Genomic DNA, 24,351 nt, shown 5'->3' with positions numbered 1-24,351 from the left:
TTATTCCCCTAACTTTTTTTGCCCCACACAAGCATTAATACTTGCAACAGCGGGAGTCATATTCAAAAAGTCAATAATCTCATTTGCAGATACAAAATCTATATCGTTACCAAAATGCGTTATCACCCTTTCAACGAGTTGGAAATCTTCCAACTCATCAACGCAAAGGCGCAAATGGGCAGAGCGCGGTGGTGAAAAAGAAAGGCTAGCACATTGAAATAATGTCGGATGTTGATAAAAATAAGGTGTAACATGCTCCTGTTGATACGCCTCTTTAGCGTCGTTAAATACCTGGAGAAGCCCTTTAAAGTTAAAGATTTCAGCATCAAAACCTCTGGGAATGGTATTTACATCAATATTTGAATAATCAGTCCCTGACTCTAAATGAAATTGAATAAGCGCATCAATCAAGGCTGGATCAACAAGTGGGCAGTCACCTGTTAACCTAACGATATAATCACTTTCAGTTAATGCAAGTGCTTGAGCAGCTTGAACAAAGCGCTCTAAAACATTGTGCTTGCTGCCTCGTCGAACGATGACGTCTTTATCGGACAAGTGTGTGACAATACAGTCATCATTTTTTTCAATGCTGGTGACAATAACATGCTGATGAGCTTGTTTTACCTGAGCTACTCGTTCAATATGATAATCGAGCAAGCTGCGGCCATTTATTGCTTTTAATACTTTCCCCGGAAGACGCGTGGAATCAAATCGAGCTTGGGAAAATATATACACACTCATTGCACTACATGCTCCCAAGCTAAAGGTGTGCCAAATTCAACGTCTTGCGCAGCCACTTGCCCAATTACTTCATTTAAGTGTCTTGGATGCAACCCTTTACCTGGGCGCACCGAACGTACGTGTTCAGCGGTGAAAATCTCGCCTCGTTTGATCGTTTTAGCAACGTACAAAGAGCGTCTAAATGGTGCGTTATCCTGCTCACTGTCAGTTAGACGGTAATTGACCTCACCTAAACTCGCGTGAGTATCTTTCACCCTTGTAACGAGTCGACTGAATTGATCTTCATCCAAAGAGAAAGCCGAATCGACACTGGAATCATCTCCTTTGAGCTTAAAGTGCTTCTCAATCACACATGCTCCTAAAGCCGTAGCGGCTATTGCAGCAGTATCATCAAGACTGTGATCACTGAGTCCAACAGGCACACCAAGCTTTCGTTGCAGATCAGTAAGTGTGGTTAAATTACAATCAGCAATTGGAGTTGGATAACCACTAATGCAATGTAAAACGACAAGCTCTGTACCTCCGGCATCAGCAACTGCTGCAACGGCTTCTTGGATTTCATCAAAGGTCGCCATACCAGTGGACATGATAATTGGTTTTTTTGTGCTCGCGGCGTACTTTATTAAGCCAATATCGGTGAGTTCAAAAGACGCAATTTTATATGCTGGACAATTAAGATCTTCCAGTAAATCGACTGCTGTATTATCAAAAGGTGAAGAAAACAAAGTTATATTGTTTTTTTTCGCTTGCTTAAATAAAGCCGCGTGCCACTCCCATGGTGTATGGGCTTCCTCATACAAATCATATAACGTCCTTCCCTGCCAAAGCTTTTCTTTTACTACAAACTCAGGGCCATTATGATTCAAAGTAATCGTATCAGGTTTATATGTTTGAATTTTAAGTGCACTTACACCCGTTCGCGCTGCTACATCAATCAGCTTGAGAGCATGGTCAAGGCTGCCACCATGGTTTCCAGAAAGCTCTGCGATGATGTATGGCCCACTGTTTGAACCAAGCTCAATACCATCAATCATCATTGATTGTTTAAAGTTACTTTGACTATATTTATTCATCGTTTTCTTCAATGTCTTATAAGGTGCAAGATTGCATCGCAAATCCGCGAAGCAGCCAAGCCATCCACTACTTTTGCACTCTGCTGAGTGTACACGTTCTTTTTATCGGCTGAATCCAATAACAATAAAGCGGTATCTACGATATTTATGATGTCAATTTCTTCTCTGCCATCAATTGCGCTATACGCATTATTATTCAATGGCGAATATAAAGCTTGAGACTGATTATTTGCAACTACTAACGCTATTGATGGTACGCCTAAAAACATTAACTCATACAAACTACCACCAGCTCCAGTAATCGCTATATCCGCATCTGACATGAGCATAGGGAGTTTATTACTGTCTATATGCAGTTCAAACTTTGTCGAACTTTTGAGCCCCTCAAGAGCATAGAGTGTTCTGTGATCACACGTGCTGGAAACAGCCAAAACAATTTTAGTGACCTGTTGAGAGGTAAGTAGCATCTTGCAGATTGCAACAGACAGTGCCTGAGCATCGCTTCCGCCCAAACACACAAAAATGTAGCCTGGCTTAAACCGTGGACGAGATCTATAAGGTATAAACTCACTTCTAACCAACCTAAAGTCAGAGCCTTGCAAAGTTTTGTTTGCTAGCAAGTCAGTCTTGTTGAAGTCGCTAGGGTTAATAATCAAATCTAAAAAAGGTAAATTGAGATATGTATTGTCGTCAAAAAGAACCAGTCTTTTAGCTTTTTTCCGTAATTGTTCAAAATCTGCATCAGAAACATTATAGTCATCTACAATTAATGTATTCATTTCCGGTAGTTTTTGTACCCAGTCGGCTTCTGCTTCTAGTTGACATACTTTTACCCCAGTTGCCTCTAACTTTAGCACTAACTCTTGAGTAATTTCATGGCATAAAAGAAATACTTGCTGATTTTGGTCAATTAACGCCTCTATCAATGCTATTTGCCTCATTATATGACCAAAACCAAGTTTCCTACTCGCGTTTGCATATATAAAAACCATAGCAATTACTCTTAACAGCTTAATTCAGAAATATCATAACAAAAATATGTCAATGATATAATGCAAATCAAACCTTTTAGTTATCAGTAGAACCGTGCTTTTCCAAAATAAAACAAATACATATTATCTCAACTGGTCTATAATTTGCATTAAGATCCAGACATATTCTGAAATTTCGACACATTATGAAACCTAAAATTATCATTTTTGGTGCTGGAGAGGCAGGCAAAGCAGCCTATGCCCATTTGAAAGCAGATCATGAAATCATTGGCTATACAGATAATGATAAAAATAAGCAAGGCACGTATTTGAATGGCTACCCTATCAAAGACGCAAATTGGATACTTAGTCAGAATTTTGACTTTATTTATATCGCTAGCGAGTTTTTTGAACAAATCAAGCATCAGCTTGAGCATACTTTCCATGTGAAAAGCCAGCAAATTCATATCTTACCTGCTCATGCGATTAAACAGACTAAATTAGGACAGCCGACAGCTAAAAAAAATGCACTGAAGCTCTTGGAATTGGTCACTGCTACACTTAACACAAGTGTGCTAAATTATTATGTAGATGCAGGAACATTATTGGGTATTGTTCGTGATAATGCACTTATCCCTTGGGATGACGATTTAGATATTGCAATAAACAGTCAAGATACTGAGCAGTGTTTCGCTGCTTTGAATGAGTTACTCCCTGTACTTGACAAACAGTTTGGAACACCATGGGAAATATTCATTAACAAGGCTAATTCTACTTTTCATTGTATCGACAAAGGTAGCATTTCATCTTATAAATTAAGGCCATGCTCTGCTCATAGCGATTTGCCACAACTAGATGTATTTATTAAATATGTCGATGCTGGTTCAATGTATTATGTTATTTCGTCAAGAGGGTTTAGCATGCCAAGTAAGCACCTACTCTTAACGGAGGACATAACATTCAATAATTGTATTATGAATATCCCAAGTGAGGCGACCCAATATCTTGAGGCTCATTATGGCTCAGACTGGCATACTCCAAAAAAAGATTGGAATTTGAGTATGATAAGCAGTGCAACTGTGTTTAAAGGTGAATAGGACTAATTTACAACGCCAGATTCGTAGTAGACTCTAATCGAGAAACCCTCTTGGTGTGCGTTGAGCATATATCTTATTATCCGATTTAGTGTTTGTAACAAAGGCAATGTCAATTAGCAGCTAAACCTAAAGGTGAAAAATGACAACTAACCCTTCCTTGAAATCAAGTCAGCGTCACGAACATGACTTCCCGGTCGTAGATGATGAAAACGCAATAGCTCATTTTCATCATCTACGAGCACAATTCATTGCATATCTTAAAAAGTCGTTGGCTACATGCAACTCAGCTAACCAGAAATATATCGAACTCGATCTACCTACGCTAATGATATTGGAGAACCGCTTTTCCACTCACAATGACTTTTGTTCTGTTCGACTAAAGGGATATTCTTCGTTCACAGAAAGAGAGCAAATACATGTCGCGATTAATTGCGCTAATGCTCTTGCTATTCATAGCCATGAACTTAAAGATTTAAACTCTCTGAATAGCACGATAAAAATGCTTGATTGGCTAGAGCCTAAAATCACTACTAGTCCTACTACGATGTTAGATAAGGAACAAACAAAAATATTACTTAACACGCTAGAGCTTGAGCACAAATTACTATTGGAGCATGGTTTTGCTATCTAATCAAAAGTTTGGATTATTATATTTCCCAGGCCCTAGAGCATTGGCTTATGTTAACGTACTTGCGAACCAAAAAGTTTTACCCTCTATAATAATCACACTAGCCAACAAAAGAGGTGAAAATGGTATTCGTAAATCACGTGACTTACCGTTTGGCGAAAAGTTGTTCCCTAAATACCTAACAATTGAAGATTTCTCAAAGGGTGAAAATATTCCTATCGTGGAGTTAGATGTTGAATCAATCAATCACCCTGATGTAATCTCTGCGCTTTCAAACAGCGGACAGAGAGAGTGGTTATTTACAGGAGGAGGGATACTAAAACAACCACTGTTTGAAGTTGGTATAAAATATATTCATATCCATCCTGGTAAACTGCCTGAAGTAAAGGGAAGTACATGTTTTTACTACTCCTTGCTATTTAATAACACGCTACATGCTAGCGTATTTTATATGACACCCAAGCTAGATTCAGGAAAGGCGCTGTTAGTCAAACCTTTCAACATTAATATCAAGCCTAGTGATCTTAGTTCTGAGTTTATTGACTATGTTCTAGATCCTTGGATCAGGGCAAGCGCGTTAGCAAGTTTTATCAAGCAAGAAAGCTATGATATAACTCCCTTGGATACCCCTTCCAATAGGCCGTGTTACATTATGCACCCAGTGCTAAGAGCGCTAACAATTAAAAAACTTCATTCTCGCTTCGATGTCAACAAACCTGAAGGTATTTTTGATGGTGAATAAAAAAGGCTCAACGATTTGGATAACAGGGTTATCCGGAGCTGGAAAAACAACGATAACAAATTTACTGATCCCACAGTTTCAAGGCATGGGAATTAACCCCATCATACTAGACGGGGATGAAATACGAGCAGCTATAAGAGATCCACACTGGCAATTTGATACAAATAGTCGACTTCTTGGCTCCTATCGTTATTCAAGACTAGCTCGCCTTTTTACTCATCAAAAGCAAGTAGTTATCGTACCTACTATTAGTATGTTTCACGAAGTGCAACGCTGGAATCGTGAATATATACCAAATTATTTTGAAGTATTTTTAGATGTTGATATCAAAGCGAGAATATCTAGGGACCCCAAGGGCTTATACCAAAATGAGCCCTCACATATGGTAGAGGATAGCACTGCTGAACTGCCGCAGTTTCCCGATATGCGCATATTGAATAATGGTGAAATAGATGACGCAACCGTAAAGGCGGAGGAAATCTTTACTGAATGGAAAAAGGTTATCTATGATGCGTAGCAGAGATCAAAAATTACCAAGCAAAGTACAGCGCTTAATTGAGCTAAGTGGCTCTTTGTCTAACGCTTCTGTTCTTCCTGTATATACCCTTAATTTTGAACGTTGGAGAACAAACCGTACTGATTGTTTGAATCAAATTCAAAAAGAGTTTGATTCGCCTGTTATTGTACGCTCTTGTACAGTACAAGAAGACAGCACTACAACGAGTAACGCTGGTAAGTTTACCACTGAGCTTAATGTGAATTTGGATGAATTGAGCCTCACTAGTGCCATTAATAGCGTATTCTCCTCCTATGATGAATTAGATCATGAAAACATCTTATTTATTCAGCCAATGCTATTATGTCCAGATTATGTTGGCGTTGCTTTTAGTCATATTCAAGATACTGGGGCTGAATACTATGTCATTAGTGCAGATGAAAATAGGAATACTGAAGCAGTTACTTCTGGTGCCACTGAGGTAAGGACTTGGTTCGTTAGCCACCAATATGATGCGAGTGCTTACACATGGCAAAATCAAGTAATCAATTTGATAAAAGAGCTAAAAGAATTAAACATCTCAAAGTTCTTAGATATTGAGTTTGCAATAGAAAATAATAAAACTTACCTATTGCAGGTAAGGCCATTAATAGTACAAGAAAAAGTAGTCAAGAAATCTGAACAGTTGTTACTTGAACAGCAATGTATAGCCAAAAAGTTGAAGAGGCTATCGTCTAGACACCCATATTTGGTTGGCAAGCAAACTATATATGGCGTAATGCCTGACTGGAATCCGGCTGAAATCATAGGTATAAAGCCAAGACCTTTGGCTTTGTCACTGTACAAGTTTTTAATAACAGATGGGGTGTGGGCTCGACATCGAGCTATTTATAAATACAGAGATGTTGGTGAGCAGCACTTGATGACCATCCTTGGCGGTACTCCATATATCGATGTGAGAGCGAGTTTCAATTCATTTATTCCAGCCTCAATTCCTGAAGAACTTGCAGAAAAGTTAGCAAATCATTACTTGGATCAGCTCATAGAAAACCCTGCTTCTCATGATAAAGTAGAGTTTGACATAGTCTTTTCTTCCTTTGATTTCCAGTCACCTGACCAACTCTGTAAATTGGAAAAGCATGGATTCACCAAATCAGAAATCAGTTTAATCGAAAATAGTCTTAAGTCTTTAACAGAGCAAATTATCATTGATGAATTCAGTCCTGTGAACAGTGACCTGTGTAAAATTACCCAACTGATTGAAAGGCATGAAAAGGTATTAAATTCTGATTTAAATAAGATTGATAAAATCTTTTGGTTACTTCAAGATTGCAAATCCTTTGGCACTCTACCATTTGCAGGCTTGGCTAGAGCTGGATTTGTTGCCATCCGTTTTTTAAAGTCAATGGTTTACTCAAAGTTGATCTCGCAAAACGATTATGAATGTTTCCTTTCATCTATTGAGACCGTAAATAGCTTATTTCTCAAAGATAGAATAGAACTATCGTCTCAAGCATTGATTAAAAAGTATGGCCATTTGCGTCCTGGTACATATGAGATAACCTCACCAAGATACGATGAAAACCCTGAGAAGTTCATCCTAAATGAAAAGTTAGATGCACATAAAGTAACGGCTGAGTTTAATATCTCGCTTAAAAAACTAAATGCTATTGATGAAACGCTAAAAACACATCAACTCAACATTAATTCCATACAGTTGTTCAATTTTATAAAAAAAGCTATTGAGGCAAGAGAATATAGTAAGTTTATTTTTACTCGTAGCTTGAGTGATTCTTTGGTTTTAATTGAAAACTTAGGCAGACAAATAGACTTATCAAGAGAAGAGTTGAGCTATGCAAATATTGAAGATATTCTAAACCTCCATTCTACAAGTCATAGTGCTAAAGAAAAAGTACAGGCTTCCATCTCCGTTGGAAGAGAGTATTATCAACTATCGCAGTTAATAAAACTACCTGACTTAATCACTAAAGCCAGCGATCAGTTTATATTCTCACCACAAGCTACCCACCCTAACTTTATTACGCAACAAAGTATATCAGCAGATGTCGAAGTTAATTTAACTAACGGCTTGAAAGGTAAGATAGTCTGTATTGAATCAGCAGACCCTGGCTACGATTGGCTTTTTGCGGAAGATATCGCTGCGCTAATTACAAAGTATGGTGGGTGTAATTCGCATATGGCAATACGTGCTCAGGAATTACAACTACCCGCCATCATAGGTGCAGGCGAGGCCAATTTTGAGCGATGGAGCAATGCTACTTCGCTTATTATTGACTGTGAAAAAGAGAAGGTTGACTTAGTACTATGAAATTCATCGCGATAACTATGCGAGTTGACCACTGCGGGGTTACGTATCAAGAGAAAAGAGATGCTGTAGACCAAAAGTTACTTGAGTTGGTCGGAGATTGCGGCTTTTACCCTATACTACTTCCAAATAATCTTAAGGTTGCCAAGCAAGTATTGACAATTGTTAAACTGTCAGGTTTGATTTTCAGTGGCGGCAACGATCTCGTTAGCTATGGTGGAAGCACACCCGAGCGTGATGAGCTCGAAGTGTACCTTTTGGAGCATGCTATGAAGACGCAAACTCCTCTTTTAACTATTTGCCGCGGCACGCAACTCTTGATGGACTATTTTGGACAACCCCTTGTGAAAATTGACGGTCACGTAGGCTCGACACATACCATTATGTATAGAGAAGAAAGTAGAGTAGTTAATAGCTATCATAATTTAGGCTTCTACCATGTACCACAAGAATTCGCTGTTGAAGCAAAAGCCACAGACGGTGTTATCAAAGCCATCAAGCACAATACGTATCCTATTGTTGGTATAATGTGGCATCCTGAACGCGAGAGTGAATTTTCTCAATACGACGTCTCGCTTATTAAAGAGGTATTTAATTCGTGAATATAATCATCTTGGCCGCAGGAATGGGAACTCGTTTAAGACCCTACACAAATGATAAACCTAAAGCCCTTGTGAACGTACATGGGCGACCCATATTAGATTATCAACTAGATGTATTTAATACATTTGAGCAAGCTAATATCTCACTAGTTACAGGATATAAAAGAGAGTGTTTTGATAATTATAAACTAAGACAGTTTCATAACTCCGAGTATGACCAAACAAACATGGTTTTCTCCTTGTTTAAAGCTATTGATGTTTTGCAACAAGAGCAACCTACTCTAATTTGCTATGGAGATATTATTTTCAACGCTCGTATTGTCAAAAAATTACTTGTAACACCAGGAGACATATGTATTTCTGCAGATCTTTCGTGGCTGCAACTATGGCAAGACAGAATGGAGGATCCTCTGAAAGATGCAGAGTCCTTTAAAATGAACAAAGATACTGATCAGATCTTAGAGCTAGGCAAACCTTTAAAATGTGTTGAAGATGCTGAAGCCCAATACATGGGGTTAATTAAACTTTCAGAACACGGCTTGAAGAGTTTTATAAATCTATACAACTCAATCCCTTACAGTGAAGCCAAATCAATGTATATGACTGATTTTATACAACAGCTCATTAATCGTGGTAACGAGGTAACAGCCTCAACCCATAATGAACACTGGTATGAAATAGACAGTACGCAAGATTTAGAAGCTTTGAGCTCACAAAAGCTACAAGATATTATAAAAAGCTAATGTGTTAAGTGCTTGTTAAGAGCAACTTGTACTTTCATTCATTATGCTTTGCCTAGTATTATTAGTAAGCAAAGCATAATTTCTTTATTTCTTTATTTCTTTATTTCTTTATTTCTTTATTTCTTTATATGAAAAATAGAATAAGTTGAATTTGCATGCCATCCTTTTTTTTGATAAATCACCTCAAAGCCTTTTGAAAATAAACACTGAAAATTTTCAGGGTTGTTATATATAATATAAATATCACTATAGGAATGAATGACACTATCTAAAAATTTGGAGAGTATCTTCTCTGAAAAAGGGTTATATAAATAAAGGCAAAGATTACTTGCCTTTGTATTAAGAGTAACATTTGTCACGTCTTCAAGAAGAACATTAACTTCAGCACCAGATGTGTTATTGATATTATCTAAGCAAATTTTATGCAGTTCTTCACTGTACTCAATCCCTAAAATGTAGGGTGTATAGTTTTTCAATAGCTTTCGCCATACTAAGAGAACTTTCCCTTTTCCACAGCCTGCGTCTATATAATCAAAGTCACTAGGAGAGTGTGAGCTCAAGGTGAAAACTCTTTTTGTCGATTCTTTTATAATAGAAGTCCAACTACTTTCATACTGTACGCCTTCACCAAGATTTTTTAACTTGTCTTTGTACTCCTCTTTTGGGAGCCACATGTGTGTATTAGTACCATAAAGCAAGTCAAACATGTGATTTTCAATAAAATAATTATATGGAAGACGAGGTCCTCGCTTTTGAAACATACGCCAATAGTTTGACCACATAACTATTTTTTAACTCTTCTTAGAAAGCCCATCGGCGCGACTGTTATCTGAAGTTTTGCGTGAATTTCTGAATCCACTTCAAAATCGTCAGTGGACTTCAAAAACTCTCTAACAGCACTGTAGGGGTTATTACCTTTACCCCACGGTCTATTTGGAAACATATCCTCGGGCATAGCCTCAATAATAGTGTCGTATACGATACAATAACAAGTTTCAGAAACCAGTGGAGAATATGCTTGAAGCTCTTGAATCACGTGATCATGTGTATGATTAGAATCCAAGATAACCATAACTCGGTTATAGTCTTTAGCCTTTTCACACACCAATTGTACGACATCGCTAGAAACACTTGAGCCCTGAATTAATTCAATTTTATGAGCAAGTGGATGAGACTCGATTGCATCACGATTGTGTTGTCTAATATCTATATCAATCCCTATTACTTTTCTACCAGGGCTTAACGGATCTAATTGCTTTTTCTGAGCTACAGCGTCAGTATAATCCAATAGCGCTAATAATGACGCACTAGCGATAACAGAGCCTCCATGTGCGACACCTGTTTCAATGATTAAATCTGGCTTGGTTGACCAAATTATTTCTTGCAGTGCCCAAACATCATTTGGAAATTGAATTGCGGGACGACCAAGCCAACTAAAATTATATGACCAATTATACGGCGCACTCTGACGGATCCACTCGACGGATAACGCTTCTAATTCATCAGCATTCTTTAGCTTACGTACATTCTCAGCCACTTCTTTTTGAAATTCTTCGGATTTATTCATTTATAAAATCTAACCAATTTGTTGTTTTTGAATGAAGGTGTGTTCCAACTGAACTTCCTAAATTTGCTATCGTATCAAGTGAAGTTACGTATGGAGTAAACAAGCCAAAATTTTGGCTATAAGGGGTGGTATTATAGTTCATGTACTCCACAGTAATTCCTTTATCATCAAACTTTTCATGTTCGAGATAGTTTTTAGCACCATGACCTGTGATATAGGTAGAAGCACCAACTCCCTTACAAATATTTAAAATTTTCTCACTTCCGCTTCCTTTTGAGCAAGCTAAATCAGATGCTTTATAATACTCAACATTATTATCCATGCCCCAATAGCGTGCAACGGCTCTCATAGATGCAATAGTCAGTTCAGCTAAACTCTGATGATTTGCTTTCGCGACTTCCCGAAATACCTCAATTGCATCACTGTAATAAGGGCTTTGCTTAAGATTGTGAGCAAGGAGTTGTTCGTGATTTTCTTTCCAGTTTTTCGTGTAGTCAATTTCAGAGGACATGATAAGCTGAGAGCGGGATAGCCTCTTAACTGGTACTGACAGCCACTTGCTACCGCTATCAGTTTTAATTTGCACTCTATTATAAAAACCACGTGCGAGTTGAACATCATCTAAAAACACAAAAGCATCAGCCAAATGTAACTGCTGAAACATCCCTATCCATGGAAAATACATGGGTTGTGAAATAACGACTTTTAAATTATTACTAGTCATACCCTATCTCTTTTACAAATCGCTCAAATAGCACATTAATATCCAGCTCTAACTCCGAGGGGAAGTCGCCTCCCTTTTCAGCATAAGCTAGCCAAAGTAAAGTTAAATATACTTTTTGGATAAATGATACTCGCTCCCACATGCTGTAATTGAACTGTAAATTCGCTTCATGCGTAATTTGCGCTTTAATATCACCGCCATCAACATCATGGTTAACTCTGTGGATTGTAGCGGCTATAACGCTACAATTATCATCGTATGCCCTTTTAAGAGCATTGAGTCCTTTGTAGCTCGGCAGTTTGGATGGGTGTATGTTGTATACTTTAAAACTGTCATAAAGTGCTTCGGAAATAATTTTTTCTGTAAATAATATAACACTAGTTATTTCGTTTTCTTGAAACCATACTTTGCATTTATTGTTGAAGTCTCCATCAGCACTACTATGGAACTTACACTCGAAGCCGAGTTCATCGAGTTCAGGTCCTATTTCGGCGTTATTTATCCCGAAAAAGAACACAGACACACTTTTTACTTGCCTGTATAGGCTAACAGCAGCTTTTACTGCTGATGCCTTCGAATCGCAAAAAACACCTACTCTCACGTTACCTTCTTTGATGTTAAATAGCCGCAGATACAATCCACAACATAAGCCTGCTGCTCAAAAGTCATATCCACAAAACTTGGAAGGTTAAGGCCTCTACGAGAAAGATAAAGCGCATTTTTACCACTTTGCATATTGTCTACTATTGGTTGCTCACTCAAAGGCCAAAAGAAACGACGTGCATCAATTTGATTATTTTGCAAATGTGTAATCAGCTCGTCTATGTTGAATGAGTCCTTAGTATTAAAAATCAGCGTGGGCATCCAGTATGAATTGACTTCATTTAGGTTTTCTGGGTTGAGTACCACATCAGGAATATTCATACAGAGCTTTTTATAGTGCTCAAAGATTTCCCTTTTTCTTTGCACTATTTCGTTTACTCTTTTCAATTGAGAAACACCTAATGCAGCTTGAAGATTAGACATTCTATATTTATAGCCGAGTTCTGAAGCCCAAAACTGACGCTGTTCATTTTTCGCTCTGCCGTGATTGTTAAGCTGCCTACATTTCTCTACAAGCTTCTCATCAGAGGAAACTAACATTCCACCTTCCCCTGTGGTAATGGCCTTTGTTCCATGAAAAGAAAACACACTGAAGATCCCAAAGGAGCCTGCTTTCTTGTTGTTATATTCCGAGCCGATGGCCTCAGCAGCATCCTCGATTAAATATATCCCATAGCGTTTTGCAATGTCTTCAAGTTCATCTAGTTCACAGAGGTTTCCATAAAGGTGAGTCGCAATAATCGCTCTTGTTTTTGAAGTTATCGCTTTTTCAACCTCATTGGGATCGATACACCAAGAACGCCTGTTCACGTCTACTAACACTGGTGTTGCATCGAGATAAAGAATAGGCGCGATCGTTGCGACCCAATTTGTGTCAGCTAAAATCACCTCATCACCCTTGCCTACCCCAAGAGCCGACAAACCAAGGTGTAGAGCACCAGTGCAGCTAGAAGTGGCCATCGCATAAGGTACACCGATATACTCTGAAAACTCTTTTTCAAATTTATCAACGTATTCATAGCAGCGCTCTCCCCAGCCATCCGCTGCAGCTTCGGTCACGAGTCGTACGTCTTCCTGCGTAATACTTGGTCTTGTATATGCTAATTTATCCATCAAAGATCTCTAAGTTTGGAATGGCAATGCAATATTTCCAGTTAACTCTACTATTAGTCGCTAAGTATTGGCATATCTCATCTTTAATATTCCAAGGGAATATCACGACATAGTCAGGCTTATATGACTCAATAGCGTCAGGTGGCAAAATTGGAATATGGGATCCTGGTAAATATTGATTTTGTTTTGAAGGTGCAGAGTCAAACACAGCTGATATTAAATTATTTTTAACGCCTGCCGTATTTAACAATGTATTTCCCTTAGCTGCTGCGCCGTACCCAACAACGGTTTTCCCAGCCAACTTTGCATCGACGAGAAATGCTTTGAACTCTTCACAAATCTGAGTGACTTTTTCGGAAAATGCTAAGTACGTTGACGGTTCGAATAATTTAGCATCAATTTCTTTTTGTTTAACCTCATTCACTGACGGAGCAACATGATGAGAAGATTCTTGATGAGATGCCCATACTCGCAAACTTCCACCGTGAGTAGATAGTTCTTCAACATCATAAACTTTCAAACCTGCTTTAGATAGAATTTCCTCTACCACACATAAATTCAAGTAGGAGTAATGTTCATGATAAATAGTATCAAATTGGTTTTGTGTAACAATGTTAAGAAGCGATGGGAATTCTAATGTTACCGTGCCAGCCTCAGAAAGTAATTCCTTAAACCCTTGCACGAAACTATTTATATCAGGAACATGAGCTAATACATTGTTAGCAATGATTAGATCTGCTTTTCCGTAGTCCATAGCAATAACATTAGCTAGCCTTGTATCAAAAAACTCTTCAATTACATTTATTCCTCGAGCTTTAGCTGCTCTAGCGACCGCAGCGGTAGGCTCCACCCCTAAGTTAGGTATTCCATTTTTAACAAAGTTTTGTAGGAGGTATCCATCGTTAGATGCTACTTCCACAACTAAACTGTCTTTATTTAGTCCTAGCTTTTGGGTTACAACTTCTGTGTAAGATTTTGCATGCTTCAACCAACTAGCTGAAACCGAAGAAAAATAAGCATATTCATCAGTGAATAACACTTCCGCTTCAACTTGATCATCTGTTTGAACAAGCCAACATTGTTCGCATACAAGCACTCGTAGGGAGTAAGTTATTTCATTTTTAAAAGCATCTTTATCACGCAGGTAAGCATTGGAAGCTGGCGAACATCCTAAATTTACCATCTCTAGTGCCAGTTCATTTCCACAGTGTCGGCAATTCATATTGTTACCCCATCAAAATCACATGGAAGCGTTTGGAATTGAGCATCTTTATCAGAATAAACCGTGACTGGGATCGGCAGCTCAAAACTCAATAATTTATCATCATACCGCACACCAAACTCGTGTTCTGGCTCGTACGGTGCGGTGTGGAAATAGAGCATCTCGCAATCTTCCTCCAAAGTTAAAAAGCCATGAGCACAGCCTGGGGGAATAATGAGCATTTTATCTGGCGTATCCAACTCTATTTGAATACACTCTAGAAAACTTACTGAGTGTTGACGAAGGTCTACGATGAGGTCTAATACTCTACCATTAATGCATCTAACCATTTTGTATTCAGGCAATGAACCAAGCTGACAATGCATTCCACGCAAAGTACCTGCTTGTGCTGAATATGAACTATTCACTTGGCAAATTGAAGAATGGCCTATCACCGGTTGTAGCGCTTGTTCATCAAACCACTTAGCAAAACTTCCTCTTGCATCAGAAAATGCGGTCCTTTCGGACAAAAATACGTCTTGTATACTGAGTGATCTTAGGGTTGACACCATTTTGCTCCAATTTTTCTCGAATCATTTATAAATGCGTTAAGTTGACTGGTGCTGATAATATTGTTGTTAATATAATACTCTCTATACCATTGTGCTGTATGTTCAATAACTTGCTCAATAGGCCAAATAGATTTCCACTTCAACAACTCGTACGTTTCACTACTATCTAGGGCTAAGTGCTCAGCCTCATAAAGTGAACTAGGAGTGGGTTTCCAGTCGAGGTTTGGAATAAAACGACTCATTAATGACAGAACATCTGACACGGAGGCTAAATGCTCAACCGCGGGACCAAAGTTCCATGCTCGTGCAAACACTTTATCACCAATTAAAAGCCGCTCCCCTAGCTGAAGGTAGCCTGCTATTGACTCCAAGACATGTTGCCAAGGCCGCACAGCATTAGGGTAACGAATAGAGAGGCTGTCGCCACAATATGCCTTTCTTATAATGTCTGGTACTAAGCGATCATCTGACCAATCACCTCCACCAATTACATTACCTGCTCGAGCTGTTGCTACTAAAGTATTTGAGTGTTTATAGTAACTCTCACGATAACTATGGACTAACACTTCACATGCAGCTTTTGACGCACTATACGGGTCACTTCCCATGAGTCTATCTTCCACTCTAAAGCTCTTTTGTTCGCCATTGTTCTCGTATACTTTATCCGTGGTTACTACAACTATTGCTTTTACTTTCGTGCAGTGTCGTGCACACTCCAGTAGGTTCAGCGTACCCGTTAGATTTGACTGCCAAGTTTCTTCAGGCTTATTGTAGCTTTTTCGCACAAGTGGCTGAGCTGCTAAGTGAAAAATAATATCAGGTTCAAAATCATTTATCAGCTTATCTATCACCCCTCGCTCTGCAATATCCCCAAAATAGTTACATACAGCCAAACCAAGTTTGTTATAGTGAGTACTATTTTTATCTTCAGGCAGAGATAGCCCAGCAACTTCAGCCCCAAGAAGCTCAAGCCATAAACATAACCAACTACCTTTAAAACCACTGTGCCCTGTTACCAGTACCTTCTTTCCGGCATACATTTCATTGAACATTGATCACCAAACCTTCCAGGGTGCTTTATTTGATTGCCACAGCGCTTCTAGCTGATTCTTATCCCTCAATGTGTCCATTGCATGCCAGAAACCTTTATGCTTATAGGCGTTTAACTGTTCATCTGCTACCAGCTTTCTCAGAGGAGCATCTTCAAAACTGTCGTTTATACCATCTAAATACTCAAACACTTCTGGTTCTAACACGAAAAAGCCTCCATTGATCCAAGCTCCATCTCCAGCTGGCTTTTCTTGAAACGAGACAACCTTACTACCATCAACATCCAATGCCCCATAACGTCCTGGGGGTTGAATTGCAGTAACTGTAGCAACCTTTCCTGCATTTCTGTGAGACGAGATAGTGTCTTGAATCGGCAGATCAGTAACGCCATCTCCATATGTGAAGCAAAATGTATCGTCCCCAACATAATCTTTTACTCTTCGTAATCTCTCACCAGTCATACTTGTGTCTCCAGTATCGACTAGAGTGACTTTCCAAGGCTCCGCATGCTTTTGGTGAACTGTCATCTCATTTTTAGACATGTCAAATGTTACATCTGACATATGTAGAAAATAGTTCGCGAAATATTCTTTAATTATATATCCCTTATACCCTAAACATATTATAAAATCATTGATTCCATTGGCTGAATAGATTTTCATTATATGCCATAGTATGGGTTTACTTCCTATCATAATCATTGGCTTCGGACGAAGATGTGACTCCTCGCAAATCCTAGTACCAAGGCCTCCAGCTAAAATAACAGCTTTAGTCACAATATTCTCCAATCAAAGGCAGTTAGTTAAAATAGAAAAACTCTAGTTCTTCGTTTATGTTATTAGAAACAGAGTATAAAATTTCTTCATAGGATGAGAGTGAAGTAATCAAAACTGGCCCATCTTTATTATTTAATGAAGAAGCATCCTCAATTAATACACCCTCTACTCGAGTTCCGCATTTGTTAGGATCAGAATCAACCACTCGTGCTACCTTTTTTGGATGTGGCGCTTTTTTTATCACCTCAGCTGCTAATTCTGATGAGCCATATATTTGTATAGAGTCTACTTCTTCAAAAAAATCTTCCAGACTAACAACTGCTACATTATTACCCCTTAAATATAGGCTTTTTTCTTTTTTCTTTTTATTTAAGCTTTGAAAAGTATTCACACTAAGCCATGAATCTGGCTCATTGCCTAATGTGTTTAAAAGCTCCACACTATAGCTATTTTCTATCGCGCTTAATATTTCAAAAAGTTCACATTCATACTTCTTATTTTTATCCACGAAAAACCAAGACTTTACTATTTCAAAGCTGCTTGACCAAAAAAAACTTTGTAAGCCTGAGCCATTATAGTCACTTGTCTTGGAAAACGAATCTAGAATTAATTTAACGGATAGTACATTGCCAAAGATGAGAAAATGCTTAACGGCTAGCCAGTGATATGGCTTACTTCCGAGGAGATATGCTTCGTAAATTCTTTCGTCTGTCGTAGTATTGCTGACCTCACCAAATGTAGGAAAGCCACTCAGAGTTGATCCGCTATTTTCCCTTAGCTGACGGTAAAAGTCCACAAAGCTATCAACAGATGCTCCTTGGTTAAAATAAGGCCGTTTTGATAATTGAGGCTTAGCTTTTTTTGTTGCAACACTCAAATAGTTTGGGTCTTTTATGTACTCCTCTAGCTCTAAAACTACAATTGGGCAGTTCGATGCTTCAAAGAATACATGCTCACTATATTGACGGTGACAAATAAAAGTACCAGCATTTTTATAATCATAAATATAGCTTTTTGAGTCACTGAAAAAGAAATTTTTCTGTTCCTTAAATCGTTCTCGTACGCTTTTTATCAACGGATGCTCTAAGTCTTGTGGAAATGGCCTAAAGACTAACTTTTTATTTGGAAAAATTTTAAGTAAAGAATCTATAATAGAGGGTAAGTACTGAAGCTTCTCTTGACACTCAATATCAAGGTTTGAGAGATGATATATAATATCTGATCCTCCCTCATATGAGCTTTTAAGATAATCTAATTTTGGCGAACCAAACGGAACGATTCTTGTCCCTCTAAAATTACGATAATCTAATTCAACTGGAATAGAATCTCGCCATAATGAATCATCAAATGGGATCCATTCTCTAATCGCAAGAATGAAGTCAAAATCAAATATACCACCATATTCTTTTAAAGACTTCTTAATAGGTATATCAGGACCATGGGGCAATAAGACTCTGAAACCTTTGTAGTAGGTTAAAATTTCAAAGGGAAAATTCGATTCTGGAAATACAATCAAATAGCACCTTTCAATTTTATACTTTTCATTTGCGCCACAAAAAAATACGTTACTTCTTCGCTCAATTTCATCAGAGAAATCAGAATCTTTTATTACCAATATTTTAAAGCTTTTATTTTTACTCAATTCATTGATAAATAATTCAAATAAGTCAAGCCCCGGTGAGTCAAAGACCACAAAACCAATATCAAAGCTTTCAGCTTCTTTAAAAAGCATGTTTTAGCCCTAACATCTTCACTGAAGTACAGACATAGTCTTGTTGATACTTGATAGCATCGTAAATAGATAATCCATTCTCAAAAACACTCTTTCTCGGTGCTGCTATACCTTTCTCCCAATGTAAACTAGCGAGTTCTGAAGCTGCAACATTACTCACAGGAACGTTAGATTTAATCAACCCGCTATGATAAATTTCATATTCACATGCCTCTACATCATCTTCTAAGCGTGGAGACCCCCTGAACTTGCTAAGCTGATTATTTATTTCTAAAAGCAATAATTCTTTTTCACAGGAGTCTGGTTCATCAATATTCTGTGCTTCTTTTAGTGCCCAACCCAAGAAGTTAACTTTATTGATCTCTGCTTGCTTTAGCAATCCATATTGTGACAGCTGTGACACCCTTAAATAGTCGGCTGATATATTGGCGCTATGCCCAAACCACACACCTTTAAATAGCATTGACTCTCTGAATTTCTCCTTGCTACTGAAGTAGTAGGTGGAGCTTTCAATACATTTTTCGATCGATTTTTTAGTTTGCTCTCCATAGGAATATTCTGGAACATTTAAGACCAACATTAAACTGATCCCTATATCTAGACACTTAGGGTTTTCATTTAATATCCCTAGCATAGAAGTAAAATCAGGTGAACAAGGCGGGAAAATTAAACCAAAATTTTCTTTTACTTTTTTTATAACAGAACTTCGAACAAAACCGCTATATATCTTCCCATAATTGTTTCTGTTACGGTATTTTCGATAAAAAAGCGGCTGAGAAAACTCAAATCTCCGCTCTAATTCTTCCGATGCTGAATACTCAATGCTGTTATAAGGCTTCATTAAAGGGTGATACTCACCATTTAAACGCTCATTGTTTACTTCTTTGCACTCGAAATGTTCAAACTGCCAAGTTACGACGTCATAACTATGTAGGTTTTCCAGCTTCGAGATCGATTTCAAAAAGTGCTTTGTAAACATGAACTTATCAGATATTATTGTTACCCATTCACCTTTAGCAAATTGTATAGCATATTCCCAGTTTTCACACATATTGAGTCGATTAATTGGGCGTACATATTTGACTTTTACGTTTGAAAGTAGCTCACAAAGCGCTTTGGTTTCGGTCAGAGGAATGGTGCCGTTATCAGATATGATAATTTCATAATTTTGAAAATCTTGCTCCAGCAAAAGTTTCAAACAGTGGAGGACGAGCTCCGGCCTATCTTTTGTAGGTAACACAATCGAGAATTGAGGATACTGTTGTGACATAAATATTGTTGGTAATACTATATAATTTTATTATCGGCTCAAATGAAAAATACTTAAATCTAAATATTCGAACCTTTGACTTATGAAATAGTGAGTATACATGAAACAACTAAAGCATTCTCCAAATCAATTAAAGAAACAACCTCTTGTTTCCATTATAATACCATGCTTCAATGATCCTACAAATGTTCACTATGCAATTCAAAGCTGTATTGAGCAGACATACACCAATATAGAAGTGATCATTATCGATGACGGCTCTGTGCCTAAACTCAATATTGATTTTCAATTGTATCCTCCTAATGTAAAACTCGTTCATCAGAAAAACCGGGGCGTTGCAAAAGCAAGAAATTATGGCGTTAAGCTTTGTGAAGGGGAATATCTCAAGTTCTTAGATTCAGATGATGAGTTGCTACCAACATGCGTAGAGACCCAAGTTAAACAACTACTAAATAGCAGTGACACTATTTCATTTATTGGTTATCGAACTGTTTTTGGGAAGAAGAGTATTGAAGGCACTCCAAAGTTTGATAACTTTTTAGACGCAATTTTTCAAGGTAATATTGCACCACTCCATTGTGGTTTATATCCAAAATCAGCTATTGAGAATATAGGAGGTTTTGGTCATGAAGGACCTATAGGTGAATCATTTGAAGATTACGATTTTCACGTAAAACTCGCGTTCTCAAATATACATACCATCGTTAGTCATGATGTCGGTGTAATATACAAAAAAAGGCCTCAAAGCCGCTCTTCAGACCAAAAAAAAGCTTTCAGTGCAAACATATTTATCTTAAAACAGGCAATAGCCCACATTGAAAAACCAAATGAAGAACTATCAAATAGCATCATTAATGGATTATGTGACCTTGCAATACAATCAGGTCAATACTCAACATTATTCACGGAATTCCAGCTTATACTTAAAAAGCTACGGTTCTCTGATAAATCTGAAAAGACTTTTCGCTACAAAATTATAGCTTCAAACCGTCTAAAGTGTGGCTCCGAGTCGGCTAAGAAATGGTGGCGCCTTATTTTTGACGCGTTACCAGCAACTACTCCCCCCACATCAGACCTTATTCCACCAACTTATTCCGTCAGAGCTTCAAGCCTTGAACTACACACACATAAGTTTGATGGTCCTTTACTAGCCGAAGCACTTATGCGATGCCTTAAAGCTAGAGACATTTATTTATGGGGTGTGAGCCCCACAAGTGAACAATGGATACAAATACTTCACTTTTTTGGTAAAGCCCCTACTGCTCTTGTGGATTCGAACCCTCAAGCTGCTAGCTTTAATGGACACAACTGCATAAAACCAGAATCTCTGACGCTAGGTAAAGAGGATGTCATTATCATTTGTTCTAAATCAGCATATTTCGCTATTTATGAATCCTGTATTGGCTACGGCTGGGAAGAAAATATTATACATTATGTATGAACGACGCTCTAGGTAATGCCGGTCTCAGAGAGAGCCGCATTACCTAAAGTCTATCCTTGTTAATTTCTATGGTATAGCTCCCAGTCACACTTTTCTAGCAGCTGGGCAGAACAGTGCTCTTTCATCTCTTCTAGATAGGCTATCCATAACTGATTTAAGTCTTTATATATCCCCAAAGAATTTTCGCTGTCATCATACTTAAATAAGTGAGTGATCATAGGACAATGATAGTAAAGCAAAGATCCTTTAATTATATGAAAAATGTGACTATAGCGAGTATTTCTAAAGGCAAATAAATATCGCTCTTGCCGTTGCAAGTTATTAGAAGCATCGTTAACGGTGCTAACACTCTCCTTAGCAATTGAAATTAGGTGGTCGAATACTTCAAGCGTCAGCTCTCTGTCTAAAGACTGATTACCTAACCCTTGTAATCCTAGATCCTCGAATTCTGCTTTAATTTTCCCAATGATATTTTGCTTATCAAAGTGATAATCCAAATCCATCAAATCATTTGCGGTTGTCGGCAAAGTGCCTTTGATTAAAGCACCATCACCGATATTAAATATTGTCGCAGGTTTGATAGAAATTAGGTCTTCCAGCTGGCGGTTAGACATTCTATAGGTCTGATTAGTTTCAACGATACCGCCTAAATTGCCAGGTAACGCGCTGCCATCTAGCTTCATCGGCCAGTACTTAAATTGAGTTTCCTTATTCTCATCGCTGTAGACACTTAGTTTCGAGTGTGAAGCGCCATCTACCGAACGGCCGTTATCAACACCGCAAAGATATATATTCTTGAACCCTAAGTGTAAGGCATATGATAAACCAGTATTTGACACCAATGGGTTTGAGTATGCGGTTGTTGATAAGCCTCGATGCCCTTTTTTAGCTAACTGAACATTAATAAAATCTGTTCCAGCTTCATTTCCTTTTAAGGAAAAGCCTACCCACTTGTAGAGGTCAACTGTATCAGGATAAATAGTGTTAACGCCGAGCAAGTTGAGTTCTGAATATACCTCTTTTGGAGCCATATCCAGAACCGCTTGATAGTTCCTATAAGGACGTTCAACTAAAATATGAAAGTCAGGCATCACTCCCATTTTTAACAATGAAGTCAACGCTGTACCACAAGCAAATATAATCGCTTTGTCTTGATTGTTGATGATAAAATCTTGACACACATCCAATGATGGGCCATTGCCAACGATTATGATAGGGACATCTTTAAACTCTGAAACAGGAGCTCGCTTTGCGTCATAAAATGGTACACCCTTGGCAACATTAAAATATGAGTGTGAGAGCCCAGTTACTGCGTCGTTATAAAATCCATGACCAAATTGAAACTGAAAATAATCTTTGAAAAAGTTAGCAATACTTTCATTTATGTCAGGTAACGGATAGTGTTGATAACAGAAACTTCTAACTATTGAAAATGCGCCAATGTTTTCAACTGTTTTTTTCAGCTCACCCACCAACTCATCAGGTTTACAACCTAAATAAAAGAATAAACAGCCACCGCTAGAATCTATATCTTTAATTATTTTTGACCAATCTATACAGAATAGGCTTGCAAAAAACAGCTTAAAATCCGGTTCAATTATAAAGGTATAAGAGAATGATGTATGATCGAGTAACTTAGGAATATGGTAACCCAATCCAACACCAAATATCATTGCGGTTGGAAAGTGCTCGGGTAGCTTTGTTAGTTTTCGAGGTTCACCGGCGTCTGAAAGCGATTGTAGGTACGTTGATAGCTCTCTCATATATCGGACATGCACCCGCATGTCTCTATAGTCAGAATTATTTTTCGTGTACTCGGTGAGTGTAAAAACGGGAGCCGCTATCGCTTTTTCGACTTGCTGCTCAATTTGCTTTGAGGGTTCACTGGAATAAAATCTCGCATTATTTTTCAGAACGTCTATATTAGCGAAACCATCCGACTCTACATGTAAGCAAAAATTTTCATCAACGTTATACTCTTCAATAGCCTGTGCAATGCTGGGATAATATTGAGAGAAGCTATTTAAATTATCTGCAAACCTGCGATTTGCCTCTGTTGCAAATTCCGCTTCTCTTCTTGACTGCTCAATTGAAGTGACAGCGATATCTGATAATTCTTGAATCTGATTTTCTAGGGATTTGTCATCGGTCATATTAACGAAACTGCTTATAGATAAGAACTTTTTTATTATTTTGCTTGCGTTCAAGTAACTCTTTTCGCGTAGAGTGCTGTAGCTCAGCAACCTCACTGATTATTTTTCCGTATTCCTCAGCGATAATTCTAAGCTCATCAACTTCAGCTTGACTTCTCGTCCTTTTTTCGGAGATGTACTCCTTCAAGTCTTCAGCTAATGAAGACTCTAAGCTTGAAGCACTATCCAGCTCCCCATTTTGAATGTCTTTTCGGATCAATTCAAGCCGAGCAAATAACTGCTTTAGTACGTTACCCGACATTATAACTGTCTTGGTTCTCGGCGATTGTTTTGTGTCTGATCTCCGACGGAATCGCATCCCAAGCAGACTTTATTTCTTTAAGAAGGCTACTAACTTCATCAACTAACGCCGGATCGTTATTAATTGACGCGTCGAGCAATCTGTCAAGCATGTAAGAGTAAAGAGCGAAGAGGTTGTCAGTCACCTCACCACCAACTTTAAAATCTAAGCTGCTTCTAAGCGCTTCAATTATTGCCGACGCTTTTGACAGATGCTCTGCTTTTGCTTCTAGCTGCTTTTTCTCTATTGATACTTTCGCAAGTACGAGCTTTTCAACAGCGCCAGCCATCAACATCTGTATTATCTCATATCGATCAGCCCCTGCAACTCTCGTTTTTAACGCTTCTCTTTGGTAATTTTTTACTCGAGCATTATACATAACCATTGCCC

The 24,351-nt window shown here is 38.1% G+C and carries 25 protein-coding genes; 8 read left to right on the top strand and 17 right to left on the bottom strand.

Translation table 11 applies throughout. From position 1 onward, the window contains the following. From D9603_RS00445 to D9603_RS00435, 3 genes are read right to left on the bottom strand one after another with little or no spacing between them, the layout of a single operon-like run. Complete coding sequence (locus tag D9603_RS00445) at positions 1-741, bottom strand: glycosyltransferase family protein (protein ID WP_128729639.1); 741 nt, start codon at positions 739-741, stop codon at positions 1-3. Then, entirely contained in the window at positions 738-1,814 is a 1,077-nt protein-coding gene (pseI, locus tag D9603_RS00440) for a pseudaminic acid synthase (RefSeq protein ID WP_194086943.1), read from the bottom strand. Before pseI ends, D9603_RS00445 begins: the two co-directional genes overlap by 4 nt. Positions 1,815-1,822: 8 nt before the next feature. Then, a complete protein-coding gene (locus D9603_RS00435; RefSeq protein WP_128729638.1) occupies positions 1,823-2,755 on the bottom strand; it encodes a hypothetical protein in 933 nt (310 codons plus the stop codon). Positions 2,756-2,991: 236 nt separating this feature from the next. Here D9603_RS00435 and D9603_RS00430 point away from each other — a divergent pair, with 236 nt between their 5' ends. From D9603_RS00430 to D9603_RS00400, 7 genes are all read left to right on the top strand, one after another. Continuing rightward, positions 2,992-3,882, top strand: coding sequence for a LicD family protein (locus tag D9603_RS00430; protein WP_128729637.1), 891 nt, complete (start codon positions 2,992-2,994; stop codon positions 3,880-3,882). A gap of 139 nt (positions 3,883-4,021) precedes the next feature. Next, positions 4,022-4,513 (top strand): hypothetical protein, encoded by a 492-nt coding sequence (locus tag D9603_RS00425; RefSeq protein WP_128729636.1) that lies wholly within the window; start codon positions 4,022-4,024, stop codon positions 4,511-4,513. Further along, positions 4,503-5,252 carry a hypothetical protein gene (locus tag D9603_RS00420; RefSeq protein ID WP_128729635.1) on the top strand — a complete coding sequence of 250 codons (750 nt, stop codon included), beginning with the start codon at positions 4,503-4,505 and terminating at the stop codon, positions 5,250-5,252. The genes D9603_RS00425 and D9603_RS00420 overlap by 11 nt, the downstream gene beginning before the upstream one ends. Beyond that, positions 5,242-5,769, top strand: a complete 528-nt coding sequence (locus D9603_RS00415; protein WP_161972711.1) for an adenylyl-sulfate kinase — start codon at positions 5,242-5,244, stop codon at positions 5,767-5,769. The genes D9603_RS00420 and D9603_RS00415 overlap by 11 nt, the downstream gene beginning before the upstream one ends. Beyond that, on the top strand, positions 5,759-8,077 hold the full coding sequence (locus tag D9603_RS00410; RefSeq protein ID WP_128729633.1) for a PEP-utilizing enzyme: 2,319 nt from the start codon (positions 5,759-5,761) through the stop codon (positions 8,075-8,077). The genes D9603_RS00415 and D9603_RS00410 overlap by 11 nt, the downstream gene beginning before the upstream one ends. After that, positions 8,074-8,676: a gamma-glutamyl-gamma-aminobutyrate hydrolase family protein gene (locus D9603_RS00405; RefSeq protein ID WP_128729632.1), complete on the top strand. Its 603-nt coding sequence runs from the start codon at positions 8,074-8,076 to the stop codon at positions 8,674-8,676. Before D9603_RS00410 ends, D9603_RS00405 begins: the two co-directional genes overlap by 4 nt. Then, positions 8,673-9,419: a phosphocholine cytidylyltransferase family protein gene (locus D9603_RS00400; RefSeq protein WP_128729631.1), complete on the top strand. Its 747-nt coding sequence runs from the start codon at positions 8,673-8,675 to the stop codon at positions 9,417-9,419. Before D9603_RS00405 ends, D9603_RS00400 begins: the two co-directional genes overlap by 4 nt. A 116-nt stretch (positions 9,420-9,535) precedes the next feature. On the opposite strand, the gene D9603_RS00395 is transcribed toward D9603_RS00400, so the two are convergent. From D9603_RS00395 to D9603_RS00345, 11 genes are all read right to left on the bottom strand, one after another. Next, on the bottom strand, positions 9,536-10,126 hold the full coding sequence (locus tag D9603_RS00395) for a hypothetical protein (RefSeq protein WP_161972710.1): 591 nt from the start codon (positions 10,124-10,126) through the stop codon (positions 9,536-9,538). A gap of 77 nt (positions 10,127-10,203) precedes the next feature. Next, positions 10,204-10,986 carry a cephalosporin hydroxylase family protein gene (locus tag D9603_RS00390; protein ID WP_128729629.1) on the bottom strand — a complete coding sequence of 261 codons (783 nt, stop codon included), beginning with the start codon at positions 10,984-10,986 and terminating at the stop codon, positions 10,204-10,206. Beyond that, positions 10,979-11,710, bottom strand: coding sequence for a WbqC family protein (locus D9603_RS00385; protein ID WP_128729628.1), 732 nt, complete (start codon positions 11,708-11,710; stop codon positions 10,979-10,981). Before D9603_RS00385 ends, D9603_RS00390 begins: the two co-directional genes overlap by 8 nt. Further along, on the bottom strand, positions 11,703-12,311 hold the full coding sequence (locus tag D9603_RS00380; protein ID WP_161972709.1) for a formyltransferase family protein: 609 nt from the start codon (positions 12,309-12,311) through the stop codon (positions 11,703-11,705). Before D9603_RS00380 ends, D9603_RS00385 begins: the two co-directional genes overlap by 8 nt. Beyond that, positions 12,308-13,426 (bottom strand): DegT/DnrJ/EryC1/StrS aminotransferase family protein, encoded by a 1,119-nt coding sequence (locus D9603_RS00375; protein ID WP_128729626.1) that lies wholly within the window; start codon positions 13,424-13,426, stop codon positions 12,308-12,310. The genes D9603_RS00380 and D9603_RS00375 overlap by 4 nt, the downstream gene beginning before the upstream one ends. After that, a complete protein-coding gene (locus tag D9603_RS00370; RefSeq protein ID WP_128729625.1) occupies positions 13,419-14,648 on the bottom strand; it encodes a class I SAM-dependent methyltransferase in 1,230 nt (409 codons plus the stop codon). The genes D9603_RS00375 and D9603_RS00370 overlap by 8 nt, the downstream gene beginning before the upstream one ends. Continuing rightward, the gene (locus D9603_RS00365) at positions 14,645-15,199 is read right to left on the bottom strand and encodes a dTDP-4-dehydrorhamnose 3,5-epimerase family protein (RefSeq protein WP_125252048.1); all 555 of its coding nucleotides are present in this window, start codon (positions 15,197-15,199) and stop codon (positions 14,645-14,647) included. Before D9603_RS00365 ends, D9603_RS00370 begins: the two co-directional genes overlap by 4 nt. Further along, on the bottom strand, positions 15,184-16,251 hold the full coding sequence (gene rfbG, locus D9603_RS00360) for a CDP-glucose 4,6-dehydratase (protein WP_128729624.1): 1,068 nt from the start codon (positions 16,249-16,251) through the stop codon (positions 15,184-15,186). The genes D9603_RS00365 and rfbG overlap by 16 nt, the downstream gene beginning before the upstream one ends. Before the next feature lie 3 nt (positions 16,252-16,254). After that, a complete protein-coding gene (rfbF, locus tag D9603_RS00355) occupies positions 16,255-17,025 on the bottom strand; it encodes a glucose-1-phosphate cytidylyltransferase (RefSeq protein ID WP_128729623.1) in 771 nt (256 codons plus the stop codon). Positions 17,026-17,047: 22 nt separating this feature from the next. Further along, positions 17,048-18,757: a hypothetical protein gene (locus D9603_RS00350; RefSeq protein ID WP_128729622.1), complete on the bottom strand. Its 1,710-nt coding sequence runs from the start codon at positions 18,755-18,757 to the stop codon at positions 17,048-17,050. Further along, on the bottom strand, positions 18,747-20,027 hold the full coding sequence (locus D9603_RS00345) for a glycosyltransferase (protein ID WP_128729621.1): 1,281 nt from the start codon (positions 20,025-20,027) through the stop codon (positions 18,747-18,749). Before D9603_RS00345 ends, D9603_RS00350 begins: the two co-directional genes overlap by 11 nt. A 100-nt stretch (positions 20,028-20,127) precedes the next feature. Here D9603_RS00345 and D9603_RS00340 point away from each other — a divergent pair, with 100 nt between their 5' ends. Next, entirely contained in the window at positions 20,128-21,468 is a 1,341-nt protein-coding gene (locus D9603_RS00340) for a glycosyltransferase family A protein (RefSeq protein WP_128729620.1), read from the top strand. 59 nt (positions 21,469-21,527) lie between these two features. Here the strand turns inward: D9603_RS00340 and D9603_RS00335 are convergent, their stop codons facing one another. The 3 genes from D9603_RS00335 to fliS are packed head-to-tail and all read right to left on the bottom strand — an operon-like array spanning position 21,528 to position 24,340. Beyond that, entirely contained in the window at positions 21,528-23,621 is a 2,094-nt protein-coding gene (locus D9603_RS00335) for a 6-hydroxymethylpterin diphosphokinase MptE-like protein (RefSeq protein ID WP_128729619.1), read from the bottom strand. A gap of 1 nt (position 23,622) precedes the next feature. Continuing rightward, entirely contained in the window at positions 23,623-23,922 is a 300-nt protein-coding gene (locus tag D9603_RS00330) for a hypothetical protein (RefSeq protein WP_128729618.1), read from the bottom strand. Continuing rightward, the gene (gene fliS, locus D9603_RS00325; RefSeq protein ID WP_125252056.1) at positions 23,912-24,340 is read right to left on the bottom strand and encodes a flagellar export chaperone FliS; all 429 of its coding nucleotides are present in this window, start codon (positions 24,338-24,340) and stop codon (positions 23,912-23,914) included. The genes D9603_RS00330 and fliS overlap by 11 nt, the downstream gene beginning before the upstream one ends. Positions 24,341-24,351 lie beyond the last annotated feature (11 nt).

Source organism: Pseudoalteromonas sp. PS5, assembly GCF_004103255.1.
Lineage (GTDB): Bacteria > Pseudomonadota > Gammaproteobacteria > Enterobacterales > Alteromonadaceae > Pseudoalteromonas > Pseudoalteromonas peptidolytica.
Note: the sequence above shows the minus strand (reverse complement) of the source record. Positions and strands in the feature narration are given on the sequence as shown.

Bases quoted from the DNA above. Each gene is read 5' to 3' on its own strand.
- D9603_RS00390 (WP_128729629.1), bottom strand. From the start codon at position 10,986: ATGAATAAATCCGAAGAATTTCAAAAAGAAGTGGCTGAGAATGTACGT.
- D9603_RS00415 (WP_161972711.1), top strand. From the start codon at position 5,242: ATGGTGAATAAAAAAGGCTCAACGATTTGGATAACAGGGTTATCCGGA.
- D9603_RS00385 (WP_128729628.1), bottom strand. From the start codon at position 11,710: ATGACTAGTAATAATTTAAAAGTCGTTATTTCACAACCCATGTATTTT.
- D9603_RS00365 (WP_125252048.1), bottom strand. From the start codon at position 15,199: ATGGTGTCAACCCTAAGATCACTCAGTATACAAGACGTATTTTTGTCC.
- D9603_RS00330 (WP_128729618.1), bottom strand. From the start codon at position 23,922: ATGTCGGGTAACGTACTAAAGCAGTTATTTGCTCGGCTTGAATTGATC.
- D9603_RS00395 (WP_161972710.1), bottom strand. From the start codon at position 10,126: ATGTTTGACTTGCTTTATGGTACTAATACACACATGTGGCTCCCAAAA.
- D9603_RS00410 (WP_128729633.1), top strand. From the start codon at position 5,759: ATGATGCGTAGCAGAGATCAAAAATTACCAAGCAAAGTACAGCGCTTA.
- D9603_RS00340 (WP_128729620.1), top strand. From the start codon at position 20,128: ATGAAACAACTAAAGCATTCTCCAAATCAATTAAAGAAACAACCTCTT.
- fliS (WP_125252056.1), bottom strand. From the start codon at position 24,340: ATGTATAATGCTCGAGTAAAAAATTACCAAAGAGAAGCGTTAAAAACG.
- D9603_RS00370 (WP_128729625.1), bottom strand. From the start codon at position 14,648: ATGAATTGCCGACACTGTGGAAATGAACTGGCACTAGAGATGGTAAAT.
- D9603_RS00430 (WP_128729637.1), top strand. From the start codon at position 2,992: ATGAAACCTAAAATTATCATTTTTGGTGCTGGAGAGGCAGGCAAAGCA.
- pseI (WP_194086943.1), bottom strand. From the start codon at position 1,814: ATGAATAAATATAGTCAAAGTAACTTTAAACAATCAATGATGATTGAT.
- D9603_RS00405 (WP_128729632.1), top strand. From the start codon at position 8,074: ATGAAATTCATCGCGATAACTATGCGAGTTGACCACTGCGGGGTTACG.
- D9603_RS00435 (WP_128729638.1), bottom strand. From the start codon at position 2,755: ATGAGGCAAATAGCATTGATAGAGGCGTTAATTGACCAAAATCAGCAA.
- D9603_RS00350 (WP_128729622.1), bottom strand. From the start codon at position 18,757: ATGCTTTTTAAAGAAGCTGAAAGCTTTGATATTGGTTTTGTGGTCTTT.
- D9603_RS00345 (WP_128729621.1), bottom strand. From the start codon at position 20,027: ATGTCACAACAGTATCCTCAATTCTCGATTGTGTTACCTACAAAAGAT.
- D9603_RS00445 (WP_128729639.1), bottom strand. From the start codon at position 741: ATGAGTGTGTATATATTTTCCCAAGCTCGATTTGATTCCACGCGTCTT.
- D9603_RS00375 (WP_128729626.1), bottom strand. From the start codon at position 13,426: ATGGATAAATTAGCATATACAAGACCAAGTATTACGCAGGAAGACGTA.
- D9603_RS00425 (WP_128729636.1), top strand. From the start codon at position 4,022: ATGACAACTAACCCTTCCTTGAAATCAAGTCAGCGTCACGAACATGAC.
- rfbG (WP_128729624.1), bottom strand. From the start codon at position 16,251: ATGTTCAATGAAATGTATGCCGGAAAGAAGGTACTGGTAACAGGGCAC.
- D9603_RS00335 (WP_128729619.1), bottom strand. From the start codon at position 23,621: ATGACCGATGACAAATCCCTAGAAAATCAGATTCAAGAATTATCAGAT.